At 66.7% G+C, this 19,467-nt stretch carries 18 protein-coding genes and 1 riboswitch; of the genes, 8 read left to right on the forward strand and 10 right to left on the reverse strand.

Going from position 1 to position 19,467, the window contains the following annotated elements; all coding sequences use genetic code 11:
• Positions 1-161 precede the first annotated feature (161 nt).
• Complete coding sequence (locus tag IEW15_RS21895) at positions 162-1,358, reverse strand: hypothetical protein (protein WP_188581969.1); 1,197 nt, start codon at positions 1,356-1,358, stop codon at positions 162-164.
• Positions 1,359-1,587: 229 nt separating this feature from the next.
• Between IEW15_RS21895 and IEW15_RS21900 the strand changes: the two genes are divergently transcribed.
• Entirely contained in the window at positions 1,588-2,850 is a 1,263-nt protein-coding gene (locus tag IEW15_RS21900) for an oxygenase MpaB family protein (protein WP_188581970.1), read from the forward strand.
• Between the two features lie 5 nt (positions 2,851-2,855).
• On the opposite strand, the gene IEW15_RS21905 is transcribed toward IEW15_RS21900, so the two are convergent.
• From IEW15_RS21905 to IEW15_RS21925, 5 genes are all read right to left on the reverse strand, one after another.
• Positions 2,856-3,146 carry a Nif11-like leader peptide family natural product precursor gene (locus tag IEW15_RS21905; RefSeq protein WP_188581972.1) on the reverse strand — a complete coding sequence of 97 codons (291 nt, stop codon included), beginning with the start codon at positions 3,144-3,146 and terminating at the stop codon, positions 2,856-2,858.
• A gap of 79 nt (positions 3,147-3,225) precedes the next feature.
• On the reverse strand, positions 3,226-4,278 hold the full coding sequence (locus tag IEW15_RS21910) for a lanthionine synthetase LanC family protein (protein ID WP_188581974.1): 1,053 nt from the start codon (positions 4,276-4,278) through the stop codon (positions 3,226-3,228).
• Positions 4,184-6,058, reverse strand: coding sequence for a type 2 lanthipeptide synthetase LanM (locus tag IEW15_RS21915; RefSeq protein ID WP_188581976.1), 1,875 nt, complete (start codon positions 6,056-6,058; stop codon positions 4,184-4,186). Before IEW15_RS21915 ends, IEW15_RS21910 begins: the two co-directional genes overlap by 95 nt.
• A gap of 95 nt (positions 6,059-6,153) precedes the next feature.
• The gene (locus tag IEW15_RS21920) at positions 6,154-6,894 is read right to left on the reverse strand and encodes an ArsR/SmtB family transcription factor (RefSeq protein ID WP_188581977.1); all 741 of its coding nucleotides are present in this window, start codon (positions 6,892-6,894) and stop codon (positions 6,154-6,156) included.
• Between the two features lie 27 nt (positions 6,895-6,921).
• Positions 6,922-7,401: an Lrp/AsnC family transcriptional regulator gene (locus IEW15_RS21925; protein ID WP_188581979.1), complete on the reverse strand. Its 480-nt coding sequence runs from the start codon at positions 7,399-7,401 to the stop codon at positions 6,922-6,924.
• Positions 7,402-7,484: 83 nt separating this feature from the next.
• On the opposite strand from IEW15_RS21925, the gene IEW15_RS21930 reads away from it, so the two are divergent.
• The gene (locus tag IEW15_RS21930) at positions 7,485-8,408 is read left to right on the forward strand and encodes a phytanoyl-CoA dioxygenase family protein (RefSeq protein ID WP_188581981.1); all 924 of its coding nucleotides are present in this window, start codon (positions 7,485-7,487) and stop codon (positions 8,406-8,408) included.
• On the opposite strand, the gene IEW15_RS21935 is transcribed toward IEW15_RS21930, so the two are convergent.
• On the reverse strand, positions 8,389-9,135 hold the full coding sequence (locus IEW15_RS21935) for a sulfite exporter TauE/SafE family protein (protein ID WP_229708484.1): 747 nt from the start codon (positions 9,133-9,135) through the stop codon (positions 8,389-8,391). The two genes, IEW15_RS21930 and IEW15_RS21935, sit on opposite strands and share 20 nt — an antisense overlap.
• A gap of 95 nt (positions 9,136-9,230) precedes the next feature.
• On the reverse strand, positions 9,231-9,869 hold the full coding sequence (locus IEW15_RS21940; protein ID WP_188581983.1) for a TetR/AcrR family transcriptional regulator: 639 nt from the start codon (positions 9,867-9,869) through the stop codon (positions 9,231-9,233).
• Between the two features lie 186 nt (positions 9,870-10,055).
• Here IEW15_RS21940 and IEW15_RS21945 point away from each other — a divergent pair, with 186 nt between their 5' ends.
• The 4 genes from IEW15_RS21945 (at position 10,056) to IEW15_RS21960 (ending at position 16,259) form a co-directional block, all read left to right on the forward strand.
• Positions 10,056-10,958, forward strand: a complete 903-nt coding sequence (locus IEW15_RS21945; RefSeq protein ID WP_188581985.1) for a crotonase/enoyl-CoA hydratase family protein — start codon at positions 10,056-10,058, stop codon at positions 10,956-10,958.
• A gap of 94 nt (positions 10,959-11,052) precedes the next feature.
• Positions 11,053-12,840 carry an AMP-binding protein gene (locus tag IEW15_RS21950; RefSeq protein WP_188581987.1) on the forward strand — a complete coding sequence of 596 codons (1,788 nt, stop codon included), beginning with the start codon at positions 11,053-11,055 and terminating at the stop codon, positions 12,838-12,840.
• A 19-nt stretch (positions 12,841-12,859) separates the two neighbouring features.
• A riboswitch (cobalamin riboswitch) is annotated at positions 12,860-13,086 on the forward strand.
• A gap of 132 nt (positions 13,087-13,218) precedes the next feature.
• Positions 13,219-15,156, forward strand: a complete 1,938-nt coding sequence (locus tag IEW15_RS21955) for a ribonucleoside-diphosphate reductase subunit alpha (RefSeq protein ID WP_188581988.1) — start codon at positions 13,219-13,221, stop codon at positions 15,154-15,156.
• Positions 15,147-16,259, forward strand: coding sequence for a ribonucleotide-diphosphate reductase subunit beta (locus IEW15_RS21960; RefSeq protein WP_229708487.1), 1,113 nt, complete (start codon positions 15,147-15,149; stop codon positions 16,257-16,259). The genes IEW15_RS21955 and IEW15_RS21960 overlap by 10 nt, the downstream gene beginning before the upstream one ends.
• Before the next feature lie 16 nt (positions 16,260-16,275).
• On the opposite strand, the gene IEW15_RS21965 is transcribed toward IEW15_RS21960, so the two are convergent.
• The gene (locus tag IEW15_RS21965) at positions 16,276-17,436 is read right to left on the reverse strand and encodes a thiolase family protein (RefSeq protein WP_188581990.1); all 1,161 of its coding nucleotides are present in this window, start codon (positions 17,434-17,436) and stop codon (positions 16,276-16,278) included.
• A gap of 150 nt (positions 17,437-17,586) precedes the next feature.
• On the opposite strand from IEW15_RS21965, the gene IEW15_RS21970 reads away from it, so the two are divergent.
• A complete protein-coding gene (locus IEW15_RS21970; protein WP_188581992.1) occupies positions 17,587-18,441 on the forward strand; it encodes an alpha/beta fold hydrolase in 855 nt (284 codons plus the stop codon).
• Here IEW15_RS21970 and IEW15_RS21975 read toward each other — a convergent pair.
• Entirely contained in the window at positions 18,433-19,080 is a 648-nt protein-coding gene (locus IEW15_RS21975) for a TetR/AcrR family transcriptional regulator (RefSeq protein ID WP_188581994.1), read from the reverse strand. The genes IEW15_RS21970 and IEW15_RS21975 overlap by 9 nt on opposite strands.
• 187 nt (positions 19,081-19,267) lie before the next feature.
• Here IEW15_RS21975 and IEW15_RS26795 point away from each other — a divergent pair, with 187 nt between their 5' ends.
• Positions 19,268-19,459, forward strand: a complete 192-nt coding sequence (locus IEW15_RS26795; protein WP_229708490.1) for a VOC family protein — start codon at positions 19,268-19,270, stop codon at positions 19,457-19,459.
• Positions 19,460-19,467 lie beyond the last annotated feature (8 nt).

The raw sequence follows: 19,467 nt of genomic DNA on the forward strand, positions 1-19,467 counted from the left end.
ACAGCCCCGGCATCCCCCACACTCCGCGTCCCGCTTCCACAGCCCCGCCACGCCCCAAAAGGGCAGGGGGGTCCGAGGGGGCCTCAAGGCCCCCTCGCCGCTTCCTTCGCTTCGCAACGCGCCGCCTTTCCCTTTCCAGCTCTCCGCCGCTTCTTGTCCCATCACTCGCTGGCAAGGAGATGGGGAACGGGCAGGGCAGCAACGGGCACCGGAACGCCTGCGGCACTTCCCTGGCCGAGCAGGGCGCGCAATACGGCCTCATCGCGGAAATAGGCCAAATGCACCACGCCGTTGAAGCGTTCGACCAGAGTGCCCGGCAGGTCTACGACCATCCGGACGACGTCGCCCTCGGCGATGCGGTTGCTGTCGGCAGGCAGCAGCCCCGCTGACCAGAAATCGCGCTCGGCGTGAATATCCGTCCAGCCGAAGCCAGGCCGTCGTTCGACAGCATTGGCAATTTCGGTCGCCACCCATTGCGAGCGATAGGACAGCACCGATCCGGGCGAGCCGAGCGTCACCACCCGCACCCGGGCCAGATCCTCGGCCCGGTACCATCCGGCAACAGTGTCGGCGGCGATCAATGAGCCGAAGGAATGACCGACGATGATCACATGGTCATAGTCTTTGGAAAGCGCGGCCCCGAAAGCGGTCTGCAAGCGCATGCGCAGCCGGGCGCGAAGCCCGGTGATGCCGTCGGTGGCGAGATCGCTGAGATAATCGCGGGTGAATGCCGCCAGATCAGCCACGATCATCACCGGCAGCAGCGGAATGATCACGGCAAGGGCGGCGGCATATTTCTGCGGGATCAAGGCAGTGAGCCAGCCGGCCGCGTCGCGGAGCATCTCTTGCAGCAAGGCCGAACCCTCGGCAGTGTCATTGGCTGGTGCACCGGCATCGGTTATGGGCGTGACCGGCAGGACCGGCGTGCCGATGCCGGCGACATCGAGTGTCTGGACGGCCACGGTCAGCAGCGATAGCAGCCACAGCACAAGCAGCAGCGCGCTGAAAATATAGCCGGCGGCAATCCAGAATGAGTACTTGAAAATCGCTCGCCACATACCCGGTGAGCCGATCCAGTAGAGCAGCAGTGACAGCCCTTGAAGCAGACGCCCGATTGGTTTCTCTTCGGCCGGGACCGGGATAAGGTCGGCCCAACCAGCTTCGATCACGTCGATGGTTTCTGGCAGGGCGGTGTCGTCGGATGCCGAGACGGCCAGGCTCGCCATATCGGCATCGCTCGACGTCACGCTCATCCGCATGCTTTCCGCCATGGTCAGATTGCTGACCAGCAGATCGCGCAATGTGTTCTTCGGTTTGCGGTAGTATCCCGGCACCAGAATCAGAGCCCAGCGCGCCATGTCCGGCATCCCGTCAGCGAGAGAAGGGGGGCGACCGTCTATTCATGCCCTGAGTATGAGAGATCGATCTTGTGGTTATCAATGCGAAACCTGTGGTCACGTCAGCCATAATGGCGGGTGTCCCGGCGCAGATTCAATGGCCGGCAGATGGCGCTGTTTCCTTGCGCCATGCGGCGGGGCAGGGCACCGTGAGGGAACGCATACATTTGTCGGCGGCAAGGAGCAACGCATGAGTGTCGGTGAGGTGGCGGCGGACGTATCGGCGGCGACGCAGCCGGAGGGCATTCCGAGCGACTATCGGGCTGGCTTCGTGGCTGCCTGTCGCATCGATGAGCGTTTGGCGCAGCGCTATGTTGCGCATACCATGATCGGTGATCCCCTGGCCGATCAGGTCATCGCCTTCTTGTCGACGCTGCCGCCCGATCAGGGGCAGGCCATGATCCGACGCGGGATCGAGACAGGGGCCGCGGGTCTTGCCGATGCCCCCCGGGTGTTGCGGGATTTCTTCGCGGCCAGCGAGGCGGTGCCGGCCTGGTTCGACGCTGGTGCCACGCTGCCCGGCTGCCGGGCGTTTCACCGCCATTCCCAGATGTTTCTGGGGGCGTTCGTGGCGGCCGTGCTGATCGAGGGATTTTCAACCCTGATCAGCAAGTCCTTCAGCATCACCGGCCGTATGGTGGATCAGGGCGTCAGGCGGCTGAAGCAGAATAACCGGCACGTGGTGGAAATCTTTCTGCCCGGTGGTCTGGAGCGTGATGGCGATGGCTGGGCGCTGTCGGTGCGCATCCGGCTGATGCACGCCCGCATCCGCCAGTTGCTGAACGTTTCGGAGGAATGGGACAGGGCGGCCTGGGGCACGCCGCTGAGTTCGGCCCATATCGCCTATGCGACGGCGGTGTTTTCGGGGCTGCTGTTGAAGCGGGTGGGCATGCTGGGGGTCACGCTGACCGAGGAAGAACGCCAGTCATTCATGATGGTCTGGCGCTATGCCGGCCATCTGATGGGTGTTGCACCCGATCTGCTGTTCGAGGACGAGGCCGGCGCGCTGCGCCTGTGCGAGATTGGTGGCATGTGTGAGCCGCCGCCGGATTTCGAGTCGCAGATTCTTGCCAATGGCCTGATCAATTCCGCCCCCATCGTTGCCGGCATCACCGAACCACGGGCGCGCCGCAAGCTGGTGCGCAAGATCTATGGCGTGTCACGTGGGCTGATCGGGGATGCGCGTGCCGATGCGCTGGGCTATCCGCCGCGGGGCCGTGTCGGCTATCTGGGCGCCGTGCGCCTGAAGAACCGCTTCGACCAGATGCTGTGGCGGATGTCGCCGGCATTGGAACGGCGCAGCCGGGCGGCGCAGTTCCAGCAGATGCTGGAAGTGTCGTTCTATGGCCAGGAAGGCATCGACTATCGCATCGCCGCCCACCTGCATGCCGAGAAAGACCGGCTTCATACAGAGAAGGGCAGGCCTCATTCAGAGACGGGTGGGCCATCCTGACGGCCCTATTTGGTGAAGAAGCAGTAGCAGCCATTGGTGAACATGCAATAGGGCGAGCCGGCACCGGCGACCTGTTCGAGCGCCAGGTCATCCAACTCGTCATCCGGAAGGCCGTCGCGGGTATTGGCTTGAAAATTCTCCTGGATCTGCCCGGCCGTCAGGTCCAGCCCATGCTCGCGGGCGAGGTTTTCCAGAACCGCCGCGACCTGACCGATGTCACCACCGGCCGCGTCTCCGGACAAGAGTGACGGGTCGTTCTGTACGATCTGCTTCAGCTTCTCAAATGCGGTGCTCATGGTCGTCGTCCTTCGATGGACCGTGTCGATGACCGACTATAGCCGCCTGGACAACCGGGCTTCGATTGTCGCTGGCGCCTCAGGTTGACAGCCATGGATCTGGGGATCGATCCGGACCGGTGAACGGCAGCAGGAACGACACAGCCCCGGTCGGTGCCCTTTGCAACAGCAGGGCATGACAGATGCCGGCGAGCCCTTTGAACAGGCAAGGGTCCGACCACGGGACAGGTGCTGCGTCTATCCAGAGTGCGGGCGCATCGGCCCGACCCGCCGGCGCCGTGCGGCCGGCCAGCGTGAGGGCGGCCGACCGCCCGGCATCTCCGCAGCACAGATCGCCGCCGCCGCTCGTCGGGGCGATGGCGGTGGTGGCGATGGCCAGCTCCAGATCGGCCGCGCGGGGGCCGAAGCGATCGGGTGCTATGGTGAGCAGAGCCATACGCGACAGGGCAATGCCCGCGGCACCATGGCACCACGCCGTCGTCGGGCGTCGCTGCCCGCCGGGTGCCGGCCAGTTGGCTGCCGCCGGATCGAACAGCCGGTCTTCGGCGACGAGCGCGTGTTCCGCCGCCTGCAGATAATCGTCACGACCAGTGGCCCGCCCGGCGGCGGCAAGAGCGACCGCGATGCCGGCCTGACCATGGGCAAGCCCGCCGAGCACCGGCACCCGACCGGAAGGCCAGACCAGGGCCCCCGCTTCATCCCGGCCAAGACCGACGAGATGATCGGCCCAGGCGGCGATGATGGCCACCAGGTCGTCATCGCAAGATGTCTGCTGGTGATGCAGTGAGCAGAGCCCGATGAGCAGCCCGGCCGCACCGTCATGCAGATCGGCGGCGGTGCCGCCTGCCGGTGCCACGGCCCATTCGGCCAGGATGCGGGCATCGCGCAGGCAGGCTGGTTCCGCCAGCAGCCGCGCCACCCAGACCAGCGCTGCGATCATGCCGCCCAGGCCATCGGCATAGCCGATACCAGGTGCTGCACCGGATGGTCGACCGGCTTCCGGATCGGCCGCCAGCCGTCGCAGGGGCAGAAAAGCGTCACGACCGAGGGTCAGCCACTCGGCGCGCCCGCAGATCCGACCGGCCTGCGCGAGCGTGAGGCCAATGCCGGCAGTACCGTGATAGAAGCCCATGGCCGGCCATCTGGCAGCTGATCGGCGGCCGCTCATGCGGGCGCAGCCAATCGACGCCACCATCGACGCGCCGCAGCGCCGTAGCCGCCAGATGATCGGCCAGACGCTCGATGGTGACCGGCCCGCCATCGCGGAGCGGTGATGGCGGAGGGTCGAACACCTGCCGCAGGATCGCGCAGTCGCGCGCAATCCCGACCGGCGACAGTGCCCGCACCGACGCGGTCACGAGATCCAACGGCGGATGGCCACCAAGCCGGCCGATCGGGCGGCCATCGGCCTCAGTGAGGTAGCGGCCGTCGATGCGGTACAGGAAGGCCGGCACGTCGCGCCGGTCGAGGGCGTCGCGTTCTGCCCGGCGCAGGCGCGCCCAGTCATCCGCCGCGAACCTCGTCGGTGCCGGTCGATCGATCCGTGCCGCCTGCCGGTCAATGGCTGCCGGGTCGGCGATCAGATCGGGTTCGGCCATCCGCACCAGCAGGCGACGATAGGATTCCGTCGGCAACGCCACCAGCCGGCAGAGGCTGCCATCGAAGGCGGCGAGTGGACCGCCCAGCGCCGTAAAGGCGTCACGATGCGCCCATACGGTTTCCATGGCCAATCGATAGCTGTCGACAAAGGCGTCGGTATGATCACGGATCGAGCGGGGCATACCATCGCGAACCGGCAGATTGGTGAAATTGGTCAGCGTGGTTACAGTCGCCCGGCGCATCCAGTCGGTGGCGATATGGCGGAAGCCGTGATCGGGCACCGGGGCCGCAGGCAGAGGCGGGCCGCCGCAGCCCATATTGCGCCAGATGCCATCTGCAAGCGGCACCAGGACGGGCAGAATGCCGCTGGCCATGAAGGCGGGGGCATCGGTCAGCCGTGCCAGCCAGTCGGGTTCGAAACGGCCGGCGAACAGGCATTCCAGATCGACGATGACCGGATAAGGCCCGACGGCGATCAGGTTCTCGTCGTGAATGTCGCTACCGCGCAACAGGTGCAGAAGGGCGGTCAAGCCGCCGAGGCGCCGGAAGAAGGCCTCGACCTCGGTTGTGTCGGCGCAGGCGCTGTGGGTCACCCAGGCCATCCAGCCATGGCTGCCCCGATCGAGCAGCGCCGGAAACCGCTGCGCCGGCAGTCGATGCACCTGACCGGGCGGTATCCGTGCCTCGACCCAGCGGCCAAGAGCGGCAAATCCGGCATCGTTTCCGAGCCCGCGCGGCTTCCAGGCCAGACTGCCGCCATCGCCCAGATCCAGCCGCACGACGGATCGGCCATGGCCATGCGGGTCGGACAGGCCGAAACAGGCGCGGGCAATCGTGAACCGCTGCCGGTCATGGACAAGGGCGCCCAGTGCGTCGCGGTCGGCTGCAAGACTGCGCAGCACGTCATCCGCCAGCGCGATCCCGTCCCGGATGATCTGGTCTACGCCATGGCCGAGCTGCGGATGATCGGCGCATAGCTGCGCCCAGCCGCCCCGGGCCATGCGCGTGATGAAGGCATCATATGCCGTGCGGGATGTGTCCGGCGGCGTGGCGTCGAGCAGTCGGGCGGCCACCGGCGGGCGCGGGCGGGTGCGGTCGAACAGGTCGAACAGCAGGGGAGCGGCCAACTCGGTGATCCGTCCGGCCAGATGATCGGCCAGACCAGCGCGTGCCGCCGGCAGCGCACCTTCGGGCAAGCTGCCGTGGCGGTGATCGACGGCGTGGGCGGCGGTGCCGGCAATCGGGTCGATCAGATCGGCAAAGGGCCGGGCCGCCGGCTTCGGCAATGGCGCTGGAAGCATCGATGACGTCACGTGAAGTCACCTGATCGGGTTGAGATGGTCCAAATCCGCGATCCGGCCACCTCGTCTGGAAGCCCCAAGCGCAGGGCAGGTGGATGACGGTTTGTTCAAGGACGCTGTGGCGGGCGGAGCGCCGTATCGTCGACCCCGAACACCCGGGCGAAATCGAGCCGGCCGGCCGGTGTGACGGTCAGCATGCGGCCTTCGGCACTGCGCCGCACCCAGCCGTGGGCCAGGGCATGGGTCAGCAGGGCCGTTCCGATCCGCCCGCCCAGATGATGGCGGCGCTCGCTCCAGTCCAGACAGGTGCGGCAGAGGGGGCGGCGGCTGGTGGTATCGTCCAGCGGCAGGCCGATCTGGTCGAAGAACACCCGGCCCCGATCGGTGAGCGCACCGGAGCCGTCGCTGACCTGAACCAGCCCGCCGGCATCCAGCGCGTCCGCCAGCCCCACGCCCAGCCGGCCGGCAATGTGATCGTAACAACTGCGGGCGGCGCGCAGGGCATCGTCGCGCGGGCCCACCGGCCGGTGCCGGGCCGGGCCGGCCGCGGCGACAGCCATCAATGCCTCGATCACCTCGGCAACGGCAGGGGAGGCCAGCCGGTAATAGCGATGGCGTCCCTGGCGCAGGCAGACCAGCAGCCCGGCCCGGTCCAGCTTGCCCAGATGGCCGCTGGTGGTCTGCGGCGTGACGCCCGCATGGACTGCAAGCTCGCCCGCGGTGAGCGCGCGGCCATCCATCAGTGCTGCCAGAATGTTGGCGCGGGCGACATCGCCGATCAGGGCCGCGACCTCGGCGATGATCTGGCCCGATGCGATATTGCCCGGCGCTGCGATGTTTGTGGTCATGGCCAGGAGCCCCCTTGATATGGCCGATCAGTCGTCGGTGAAGGACGGCAGATCATGGCGCCGGCGTGCATCGAAGATGATCGACGTCTCGATGCGGGTGACCCCCGGCCGGCTGGTGAACCGGTCGAGCGCCAGATCCTTCAGATGCAGCGTGTCGCGCACCACCACATGCACGACCAGATCATAACGGCCGGTGACCAGGAACACCGATCGCACTTCCGGCACCGCCACCAGATCGTCGAGGATATGGTCGACAGTGCCGCGTTCGTGCTTGGACAGGCCGATCATGAACAGTGCCTCGATCCCAACGCCCATGGCGCGCGGATCGACATCGGCATGGGCGCCGCGCAGCACCCCGCTGTCGCGCAGATGCCGGATGCGGCTGTGCACCGAAGATGGCGCCAGATCGACCTCGGATGCGATCTCCTTCATCGACATCCGGGCATCGTTCTGCAACAGGCGCAGAATCTCGACATCCGTTCGGTCGAGGGGCGGTGGAGGGCTCATATTTCGTAATCCGTTCGATGGAAGGACCGGCCATCTGAAGATTATGCTGCATGGGTGGATTTCTTCCAGAAAAGGACCGGCATATGGCCAGTTTCGATCTGCCCCGACTTCGCCATATCGATGACGATGGGGTGGCGGATTTCCGCCGGGACGGATTTCTGATCGTCGAGCGGGTGCTGTCGGCCGATCAGGTGGCGGATCTGCGCGACAGCTTCCCGAAGCTGTTCGCCGGCCGCTTCGATACCGGCATCTATCCCGATGAGTGGCATTGGCGCGAGGGCATGAGCCTGCCCGACATCACCCGCCACATGGCCAATGCCTGGAAGGCCGATCTGGCGGTGGCCCGGCTGGCGCTGTCGGCCGATATCGGCCGTGCGGCGGCGCAACTGGGGGGATGGCCGGGCTGCCGGCTGGGCCAGGACACCATCTGGTGGAAGGCGCCGAAGACCAAGTCGATCGCGTTGCATCAGGATTCCTCGTTCATGGATTTCCTGAGCCCGCCACGGACGCTGACCTGCTGGGTGACGCTCGACGACACCCATGCGGGTGCCGGCACGCTGGAATACGTGCCGGGCTCGCATCTGTGGCCGCTGACGCCCTTGCCCGATACCTTCCATGCCGAGGATGACCACCATGCGATGATGCGGGCGGCGGCGGATGCGGCCGGTATCACGCCGCCGGCACCCGTGCCGATCGTCGTGCCGGCCGGATCGGTGGTGTTTCATGCCGGTGAGATCTGGCACGGATCGGGCCCCAATCCGACCGGCGATCTGATGCGCCGATCGATCGGCATCCATATGCTGCCCGAAGCGGTGGAATTCAGCGACCGGCCCGGTGGCTATATCTATCGTCGCTATCAGCGTACCGGCGATCCGACGCTGGATGAGAGCTTCTTTCCGGTGCTGTGGTCGCAAACCGGCCATCGGACAACCTGGATCGAGGGATATTGCCGGACCGGACAGCGCCGGCTGCCCGACGATGCGGCGGCTATGACAGCATCAGCCTGAGCCCCAGAAGCACCAGGGCTCCAAAGAACACCCGGCGGAAATGGCGCTCCGGCAGGTGTCGGCGCAGACGCATACCCAGCGCCATGCCGCCCACCGCCGGAACCACCGCCAGGGCCGAGACCAGCCCCAGTTCGGCCGGCAGCAGCGACCGGCTGCTCATGGCGACGGCCAATGCCAGGGTCGAAACGCTGAACAGCATGCCCATGGCCTGAACCAGGCCGATACGGTCCAGCCCCAGCGCCTGAAGCCAGGCGACGCCCGGCACCACGAAGGAACCGGTCAGCCCGGTGAGCAGGCCGTTGACGGCGCCGATCAGCGGCGACGCCCATGGCTCGATCCGCGCCGGCGCCTTCAGTGTCAGACCGGCCAGACCGCTGACGCCATAGGCCGTGACCACAAGCCCCAGCAATCGGGCGAGCCCGGCCGGGTCGCTGACCGAGAGGAACCACACCCCAGCCCAGATACAGGGGATGGTGACCAGCAGCAGCGGTCCGAGCCGCCGGATCAGCGGCTGGAACTGGCCGCCGGTCAGCGCCTGCTGAACGTTGGTGACCAGAGACGGCACCAGCAGCAGCGCCATTGCCTGCGGCAGCCCCACGATGCCGGCCAGCACTGCCAGCGACACGGTGGGCATGCCGAAGCCGACCACGCCCTTGACAGTGCCGGCCAACAGGAAGGCGCCGGCAACCGCGGCGAGAGTTGCGGGGTCGAGATCAGTGGGCATCATTGGCGGCCTCCGCGCAGTGGCATGACGACCATGATCCTAGCCTGTCCGCCTGGCCGCATGCTTCGGCGGTGGCCGAACTGTTGTCGACGGACCAGTCAATCGGCCGGTCGGGATGGCGCATCCAGCAGCAGTTCCGCCGCCTGCACCCATTGCGTCACCATCCGCTCGTAATAGTCCGGGCGGGCGGAGAGCAGGCTGGACAGCGCGAGACCGCGGAGAAACTCGACGCTCATCGCGACGACGGCATCACGCTGCAGCCCGTCGCCCAGTGGTTTGAACAGATCGGCGAGCACCCGCTCGCGGGCGCCACGCGCCTGCCGTTCCGCCGCCTGGATCGCGGCACGCAGATCCGGATCGGTGCGGGCCGCGGCCCATAGCTCCAGCTCGGCCATGAAGGCCGGTTGCGCGCTCATCGCGGCCAGGGTGCGGATGGCCCGCTCCACCGGCCCTGTCCCGACCGCTGGCGATGACCGCGCATCCCGCACCGCCGCGTCATTGCGGCGCACCAGTTCCTCGATGGTCGCCGAGAGCAAGGCGGCATGGCTGGGGAAATGGTGGAGCAGGGCGCCGCGGCTGGCACCGGCGCGGCGCTGCACCTCCAGTGTGGTCGTGCGGGCCACGCCAAGCTCGATCAGCGATGTCACCGCCGCGTCGAGCAGGCGCCGGCGGGTCTGATCACGCTGTTGTTCCCGGATCGGCCGGTCGTCCGGGGGGACTGGGCGGGCATCGGTCATGGCGGGCGGTTCCTCCGGGCCGGGGGTGATGTGCCGCGATTGCAACCACGGCTGCGGTGACATTTCAACAGGCGGATGGCCGGGCGTGATTTGACGGTCAGGATTGACTGTCAATTTCCGTCACCATACAGTCAATACTGACTGTGAGGCGGCGGCAGCCGCCTGCCCCCGGATATGGAGCCCGATATGCCTGCATTCGAAACACTGATCATCGCGCCCGACCCCCAGGCCCCGCGCATCGCCCGCCTGCTGTTGAACCGCCCTGAGCGGCTGAACGCGATCACCGATCAGACCCCGCGCGACATCCGGGACGCCGTCGCATGGGCCGAGGCGCAGGACGATATTCACGTGATCGTGGTCGAGGGCGCGGGCAAGGGGTTCTGCGGCGGCTATGACCTTGCCGACACCGCAGAACAGATGGTCGAGCATCCCTGTCAGCAGGAGCGCTTTCCATGGGATCCGATGGTCGACTACGCCTATATGAAGCGGAACACCGAGGATTTCATGAGCCTGTGGCGGTGTTCGAAGCCGACCATCGCCAAGGTTCATGGCGCGGCGGCGGCCGGAGGCAGCGACATCGCGCTGTGCTGCGACCTGCTGATCATGGCTGAGGATGCCCGCATCGGCTATATGCCGACCCGCGTCTGGGGCTGCCCGACCACGGCGATGTGGACCTATCGCCTGGGGCCGGCGCGGGCCAAGCAGATGATGTTCACCGGCGACCTGATCGACGGCCGCACCGCCGCCGCCTGGGGATTGGCCAACGAGGCGGTGCCGGCGGCAGAGCTGGAGGCGGCGACGCTGCGCCTTGCCGGACGTATCGCCGGCGTGCCGCGCGGGCATCTGGCCATGCACAAGATGGTGGTCAATCAGGTGATGCTGACCCAGGGCCTGGAACAGTCGCAGATGATGGCGACAGTGTTCGACGGCATCACCCGCCACAACCCTGAAGGCCTGTGGTTCCGCCGTTATGCCCAGGCCCGGGGCTTCAAGGCGGCGGTTGCCTGGCGCGACAGCGGCCGACCGATCCCCGAGGGCGACGAGGCCCGCGCCCTGATCCGCGAGATGGACGGACACGGCGACGGCTGAGGCCGCACACGGCCGGCGCCAGGCCGGATAACGGACGCCAACGACAAGAACGATAAGACGAAGACACGTCCCCAAAGGGAGGGAGACACGACCCATGCCGACCGGCACCGATGGGCGCGAGGCGGCGCTGCGCGCCCGCCTCGACGCGACACCCACGCCCTATGATCTGCTGGCACAGATCGCTGTCGAGCGTCCGGATCATCCGGCGCTGGATTATCTGCCGGATGCCGCCGGATCGCCCCCGATCACGATCAGCTATGCGGCCCTGGTCCGCGAGATCCGGCAGATGACCGCGGCCTTGCGCGCCGCAGGCGTCGGGCCGGAGGACGGCGTCGCCATCCTGCTGCCCTTCGTGCCGCAGGCGGTGATGGCGCTGATCGCCGCCACGGCGGCCGGTATCGCCTTTCCGATGAACCTGCTGCTGTCAGCCGAGGCACTGACGGCCCAGATGACCCTGGCGCGGGTCCGGGTGGTGGTGACCATGGGGCCGCATCCGGCGCTGGATGTGCATGGCAGGGTGATGGCGGCGGTGGCGGCGGTGCCGACGGTGACCAAGGTTGTCGCGGTGCCGATGGGCGCCGCCAGTCGGCAGGCTGTCAACTGGGTCGACTTCCTGGGTAGCGGTGCGGAGTGTGTGGTCGATCCGGGTCATCCCGACCGGGTGGCGGCCTTCATTCACACCGGCGGCACGACCGGTGCACCGCGGCTGGCGCAGTTGTCGGCCCGCAATCTGGCGGCAGCGACGCTGATGGCGGCGGCCGGCAGTGGCATGATCGCCGAAGACCGGGTGCTCACCGGCCTGCCGCTGTTTCATGTCGGTGGCGCGGTGGATGTGCTGCTGGCGGCCCTGTCGCAGGGCGCCACGGTGATTTTTCCAACCGCGACCGCCATGCGCAACCCGGAGGTGCTCCGCCGGTTCTGGCAGATCGTCGACGAGACCGGCGCCAGTATGATCGGCAGCGTGCCGACCATTCTGGCGGCCATCGCCGACAGCCCGCGCGGGTCCGCGCGCCTCGACCGGCTGCGGGCGATCCTGACCGGCGGTTCGCCGCTGGCGCCCGAACTGGCGGCGCGGGTGGAAAAGATCGCCGCATGCCCGGTCTGCCAGCTCTATGGCATGACCGAGACCGGCGGGATCGTGTCGGTCCAGCCGGCTGACGGCCGGTTCCACGACCATGCCGTGGGCCCGCCGGTGCCGCTGGCGCGTGTGGCGCTGGGCGCGGTCGACGCGGCCCGTCTCCCCGGTGCGCAGGGCGAGGTTCTGGTGGCGGGCCCGCATGTCTTCCAGGGCTATCGCACCGCTGCCGGCACCGTGGATCGCCCGCAGGACGGCTGGCTGCGATCGGGTGATCGGGGCGAGGTGCTGCCATCGGGCGAGCTCCGGATCATCGGCCGGGCCAAGGACGTGATCATCCGCAGCGGTCACAACATCGATCCGGTGGCGATCGAGGCGGTCGCGCATGCCCATCCGGCGGTCGCCCAGGCGGCGGCGGTTGCCATGCCCGACGATTATGCCGGGGAACTGCCGGTGCTTTATGTGATGCCGCGCGCCGGCATGATCTGCTCCGAAGACGACATCGCGGCCTTTATGGCCGCGCACATCGCCGAGCCGCCGGCGCGGCCGCGCCATGTGTTCGTGCTGCCCGACCTGCCCTTGACCCCGCTTGGCAAGATCGCACGCTTTCGCCTGCGTCAGCTCGCGGCCGAACATCGGGTTCGGGCGGCGCTTGGCGAGACCGGAGAGGGCCTCGCGATCCGCTGCGCGGATCCGGCGGCAAAGCGCATCACGATTGACGGCGAGGTGGCACCCGACCGGCTGCGGGCCATCGAGGCGGTGCTGGCCCGGCTTGGCCTTGAACGCGCCCAGGAATGCCAGCCTTGACGACAGGGTGTCCATCTGCACAATATGCAGTGTTCTCGGTTCCTCATATCCACAAAATATGGGGCTAAGAGGGAATTCGGTGCGGTGGGCGGCTCAGAGGTGCTCGCCAAATCCGAAGCTGTCCCCGCAACTGTAGGCGGCGAGCGACCACACGATCTGGTGCCACTGGCATGACGACATGCCGGGAAGGCCTGTGTGGCAGTGGCGACCCGCGAGCCAGGAGACCTGCCGCGAACCTGTTGAAACGTCCCTGGGCGGGGAGTCCCGGCGGGCGCAGGCGGCAGCTCATGCCTTGCCCGGTTGTTCCGGGCCAGGGCTGTGGCCTCATCGCCCTGCGTTCACCCGGAACCGCTCCGCCAGGGCAGATGGGTGAACACCATGTCGTCTGCGGCCTTCGACTTCGACCGTCATGGTCATCTGGTTCCCGTTACCGCGCCGGTCGGGGCCGGGCGGATACGGCATGCGCCGCTGCCGGCCCCGCTGGCACCGGTAACGCTGGCACCGGCACCGCGGCCCTCGGATCTTGCCATCGATCATGGTCGCGACACGCTGCTGACCGATTTCGGCAAGGCGACATTGCGCGACCGCTATCTGATGCCGGGGGAGCGGTATCAGGATCTGTTCGCGCGGGTGGCCTGTGCCTATGGCGACGATATCGACCATGCCCAGCGGATCTATGATGCGATGTCGCGGCTGTGGTTCATGCCGGCGACACCCATCCTGTCCAATGGCGGCACCGCGCGGGGCCTGCCGATTTCGTGCTTCCTGAACGCCGTTCCCGACAGCCTGGACGGTATCGTCCGGACCTGGAACGAGAATGTGGCACTGGCCTCGAATGGCGGCGGCATCGGCACCTATTGGGGTCAGGTCCGGTCGATCGGCGAAACCGTGAAGGGCTGTGGCGAGACGTCGGGCATCATTCCGTTCATTCATGTCATGGACGGCCTGACCCTGGCGATTTCGCAAGGGTCGCTGCGCCGCGGATCGGCGGCGGTCTATCTGGACATTCATCATCCCGAGATCGAGGAATTCCTGGAGATCCGCAAGGCGTCGGGCGATTTCAACCGCAAGGGCCTGAACCTGCATCACGGGATCAACATCACCGATGCCTTCATGGCGGCGGTGAAGACAGGGGATGATGTCGCGCTGCGCAGCCCCTGTGACGGCAGCGAGATCCGGCGGGTGGATGCCCGCCGGCTGTGGCAGCGCATCCTTGAAACCCGGCTTCAGACCGGTGAGCCTTATCTGTTGTTCATCGACACGGTCAACCGGGCGCTGCCGTGCCACCAGCGGATGCTGGGGCTGGATGTGTCGACCTCGAACCTGTGCAGCGAGATCACCCTGCCCACCGGCCTGGATCATCACGACCGGGAGCGCACCGCGGTCTGCTGCCTCGCCTCGTTGAACATCGAGACCTGGGACGCATGGAATGAGGCGCCGGGCTTCGTCGAGGATGTGATGCGCTTCCTCGACAATGTGCTGACCAGCTTCATCGAGACCGCGCCCGACAGCATGGCCCGCGCGCGCTATTCAGCGATGCGCGAACGCTCGGTCGGGCTGGGCGTGATGGGCTTTCACGCCTTTCTTCAGGCGCGAGGCATTCCGTTCGAAAGCGCCATGGCCAAGGCGTGGAATCTCGCCATCTTCCGCAAGCTGCGGCGCGAGGCCGACCGGGCATCGGTGTTCCTGGCTGGCGAGCGCGGCCCCTGTCCCGACGCGGCCGAAGCCGGCATGCAGGCGCGGTTCAGCCACAAACTCGCCATCGCGCCCACAGCATCGATCAGCATCATCTGTGGTGGCACCAGCGCCTGCATCGAGCCGATCCCCGCCAATATCTACACCCACAAGACCCTGTCGGGCGCGATATCGGTGCGCAATCCGCATCTTGTCCGGCTGCTGGCCGCCAAGGGGCTGGATAGGCCGGCGGTCTGGCAGTCTATTCTGGGTCATGAGGGATCGGTGCAGCATCTGAATGCGTTGACCGCAGAGGAAAAGGCAGTGTTCCGCACCGCCTTCGAGATCGATCAACGCTGGATCATCGATTTCGCCGCCGACCGCGCGCCATTCATCTGCCAGAGCCAGTCACTGAACCTGTATCTGCCGGCCGATATCGATAAATGGGATCTGCATATGCTGCACTGGACCGCCTGGGAGCGGGGGGTGAAGAGCCTGTATTACTGCCGGTCGCGGGCGTTGCAGCGCGCGGGCTTCGCGGGAGATGCCGACAGCATGGCGACCAGCGGAACGGATGCCGTGTCGACCTCCGCGGCACGTGTCGCGCCGACCGATTATGAGGAATGCCTTGCATGTCAGTGACGATCCGCACCCATGGCCTTGCCGGCATCCCGGGCACGCTCGATCCAATGACCCTGATCGGCACTGGTCGCGTCGGCTTGCTGACCGCGACCGGCAGCTATGACGTCGACCGCTACCCTTGGGCCTATGGCTTCTGGAAGCGCCAGCAGCAGGCCCATTGGATGGGCGAGGAAGTACCGCTTGGCGGTGATATCAAGGATTGGCATTCCGACCGGGTCAGCGATGCCGAACGCCAGTTGCTCACCCAGATCTTCCGCTTCTTCACCCAGTCGGATATCGAGGTTGGTGACAATTATCTGAAGCGCTATATCCCGCTGTTCCAGCCGCTGGAGATCCAGATGATGATGGCGGCGTTCTCGAACATGGAAACCGTGCATATCGATGCCTATGCCCTGCTGTTGAAGACGCTGGGCATGCCACAGGCTGAATTCGAGGCCTTCCGCAGCTATGGCGATATGCGCGCCAAGGCCGATTACATGCACAGTTTCGGCACGGGCACGGTTGCGGATGTGGCGCGGACGCTGGCGATGTTCGGTGCCTTCACCGAGGGCATGGCGCTGTTCGCCAGTTTCGCGATGCTGCTGAACTTTCCGCGCCACAACAAGATGAACGGCATGGGCCAGATCGTGAGCTGGTCGGTGCGCGATGAAAGCCTGCATTGCGCCGGCATCATCCGCCTGTTTCATGAATGGCATCGCGAGACCGGCGCCGTGACCGCATCGGTCCGCGATGACATCATCGATCTGGCCCGCACCATGGTGTCGCTGGAAGACCGGTTCATCGATCTGGCCTTCGAACTGGGGCCGGTGCACGGTATGACGCCGGCCGATATCAAGGCCTATATCCGCTATATCGCCGACTGGCGGCTGACCCAGCTTGGCCTGCGGCCGGTTCATGGCTGTTATTCCGACGTCGAGGATGGCGCACGACCGCTGGTGCCGCATCCGTTGCCCTGGCTGGTCGAAATTCTGAACGGCGTTGAGCACGCCAATTTCTTCGAGCAGCGCGCGACCGAATATTCCAAGGCCGCCAGCCGGGGCGACTGGGATGGCCCGGCCGGTGTCTGGGCGCAGTTCGACCGCAGACACCGCTCGGCAACCTGACGCTGAACGCGCCTGATCAGACGGCTTCAAGAATGGTCGCGATGCCCTGGCCGCCGCCGATGCACTGGGTGGCGAGGGCATAGCGGCCGCCGATGCGCTTCAGCAACTGCGCGGCCTTGCCGGTGATCCGGGCACCGGTGGCGCCCAGCGGATGGCCGATGGCGATGGCGCCACCGTCGATGTTCACGATCGCCTCCGGTATCTCAAGCTCCCGGATGCAGGCCAGCGCCTGACTGCCGAAGGCCTCGTTGATTTCGACCACGTCGATATCGGCGATGGTCAGGCCCGCGCGGGCAAGTGCCTTGCGCGTGGCCGGCACCGGCCCGATGCCCATGATTTCCCGCGGACAGCCGGCAATGGCGGTGGCGCGCACCCGCGCCAGGATCGACAGGTTGTGGCGGATGGCGAAGGCTTCCGACGTCACCAGCACGGCGGCGGCACCATCGGTGAGTGGCGATGCGGTGCCGGCGGTGACGGTGCCGTCGGGCCGGAAGGCGGGCTTCAATCCGGCCAGAGCCTCCAGCGTCGTCTGAGGCCTGAGGCAGCCATCGCTGTCGATGACCGCGCCATCAGGTGTGGTCACCGGCACGATTTCATCGGCCAGCCGACCATCGGCACGGGCGGCAGCCGCCTTCCGCTGCGAGGCGAGCGCCAGCTTCTCCTGATCGCTGCGCACCACATGATACTGCGTCGCGACATTCTCCGCCGTCTCACCCATGGTGATATGGGCATCGACAATGAGGTCGGCATCTGGCCGAGAGGGGCTGCGGAAGCGCGGATTGGGGTTGTGATTGAAGCCGCCCTGGGGCACGCGGCTCATCGATTCCACCCCGGCGCAGATGAAGGCCTCGCCGGCGCCGGTCGCGATCTGGCCATGGGCGATATGGACCGCCGACATCGACGATCCGCAGAACCGGTTCACGGTCATGCCGCCGATCGATTGAGGCAGGCCGGCCAGCAGCAGGGCGACACGGGCGACGTTGTCGCCCTGTTCAGCCTCGGGATAGGCGCAGCCCATGATCACATCCTCGATCAGCGCCGGGTCCAGCTCCGCACGCTCGACCAGTGCGCGAATGGTGGTGGCTGCCAGATCATCCGGGCGGACCCCGGCCAGGGCGCCCTTGCGGGCGAAATGAAACGGCGTGCGGACATAGCCGGCGATGACGGTGCTGGTCATGGGGAAGACCTGTCCTTTGCGTCAGGGGAACGGTTGGCGTCAGGGGAGGGGCGGTGCCACGTCGGCATGCGCCATTTGTGTTGCCATGACCGATTATATGATGATTATCATATATAACGTCAATGACCATCAGAAGAGGCGACCCTGCCGATGTCCACCCAGCCCTCCACCCTGGCAGACCCCGATGCCTCCACGACGCCAGCCCGGCGCCCGACCCCGCGCCAGTTGGCCCGCGCTCTCATCACCCCCGACCGCCGCCGGGCACGCCCGGCGCGGCAGATGCCGATGCCCGACAGCCTGACCGAGATCGATGTGGCGGGAACCGGCATGCTGATCCGCCAATGGGCACCGGCCGATGGTGCAACGCCCACCGGATCGAGCATGGTTCTGGTCCATGGCTGGGAAGGCAGCCATGCCGACATGGCGGGCTTCGTGGCACCGTTGCAGGCCAAAGGTTTCACGGTTCTCGCACCTGATCTGCCGGCCCATGGCGGGTCGGGTGGCAGCACCGCGACCATTCCGCAACTGGCCATGGCGGTGGCGGCGACAGTTGCCCATGCGGCGCGTCATGCCGGGGCGGTGCAGGGTCTCATCGCCCATTCCATCGGCTGCGCGGCCACGGCTGTGGCATTGCTGGACGGTGCGGATGTCGCACGGGTGGCGCTGGTGTCGTCGCCGGTCCGCTATCTCGACGGGGCCCGGGCCGCGGCGGCGCGCTTCGCGTATGACGCGATGGAATGGGCGGTGTTCGAGGCTGAACTAGTGGCCCTCGGCACCGAGCTTCATGCCATGAACCTGCTGCATCAGGCGCGCGAGCTTCGCCAGCCGGCCCTGTTCATTCACGCCACCGATGACCGGGTGGTGCCGATCGAGGCCGGGCGCGCCTCTGCCGCCGCCTGGCCGGGCGCGCGGATGATCGAACATGACGGGTTGGGCCATGGCCGGATCCTGGCCGACCCGGCGGTGATCGCGGCTGCCGTGGATTTTGTCGCCGGATCAGAGTGACGGCAGCACGATGCCATCGATCAGGGCATCGATCGCCATGTTCACAGCCGGCCCGGTGACGCGACCATCGGCGGCGGCAAGGCCCAAGGCGGCTTCGTTCAGGGCCCCTGACAGCATCAGCGCCAGGGCTTGCACCGACAGGCCCGGCCGTAACCGGCCCTCGTCTGCCAGGGCATTCAGCCCCAGAACCAGGGTGCCCAGTCCATGGGCGGCATCGACCTTGCGCCATGTCTCCCAGCCCAGCACCGCCGGCCCGTCGATCAGCACGATCTGGCGGATATCGGGCCGGGTCGCGGTGGTGACGAAGGCGCGCGATCCGGCCCGTAAAGCATGCAGGGCATCGGGGGCGGCATGGGCTGCCCGGTCGATCGCAGCCACGATATTGGCCTGCGCATCTTCCAGCACCGCCTGAAACAGCGCCGCCTTGTCGGGGAACTGGTGATACAGCGCGCCGCGGCTGACGCCCGCCCGGGCCAGAATTTCGGGCGTGCCAGTGGCGGCATAGCCATGAACGGCAAACAGCGCCCGTGCGGCCCTGATCAGCGCCCGCCGCGTATCGGCCGACCGCTGCTGATTGCTGCGCCTCGGCCGCGTGCCGGCAGCGCCATCCCCGTCGCTGTCGTCGCTGTGTTCGGTCATGTCTCCGTGTCCTCGCCTGGCCCCGATCCCGCGCGGCTCAGCGGCCCGCTGCCCATTCCGTGCACTGTCACGCTAAGCCCGACGGCCGGTGTCCGCAATCTACATATTTACAAACAGTCAGTCTGTATGTTTAATGAAGATGTGGTCCTGCAAACCACCGCCATCCGGGGAAAGGACAAGACGCATCATGAAGATCGAGAGCTGCTATCCGGTGATCATGACCGATCGCGTGGCCGAGACGGCTGCCTTCTGGCAGACCCATCTAGGATTTGACGTGGTGTTCCAGGCCGACTGGTATGTGCATCTCATACCAAGTCCCATGGACGGTCACCCATGTGCCCATGATCGCATGCCGATGGACATGATGAGCCACGGCTGATCGACGAG

This window comes from Tistrella bauzanensis (genome assembly GCF_014636235.1).
In the GTDB taxonomy this organism is placed as follows: Bacteria; Pseudomonadota; Alphaproteobacteria; order Tistrellales; family Tistrellaceae; genus Tistrella; species Tistrella bauzanensis.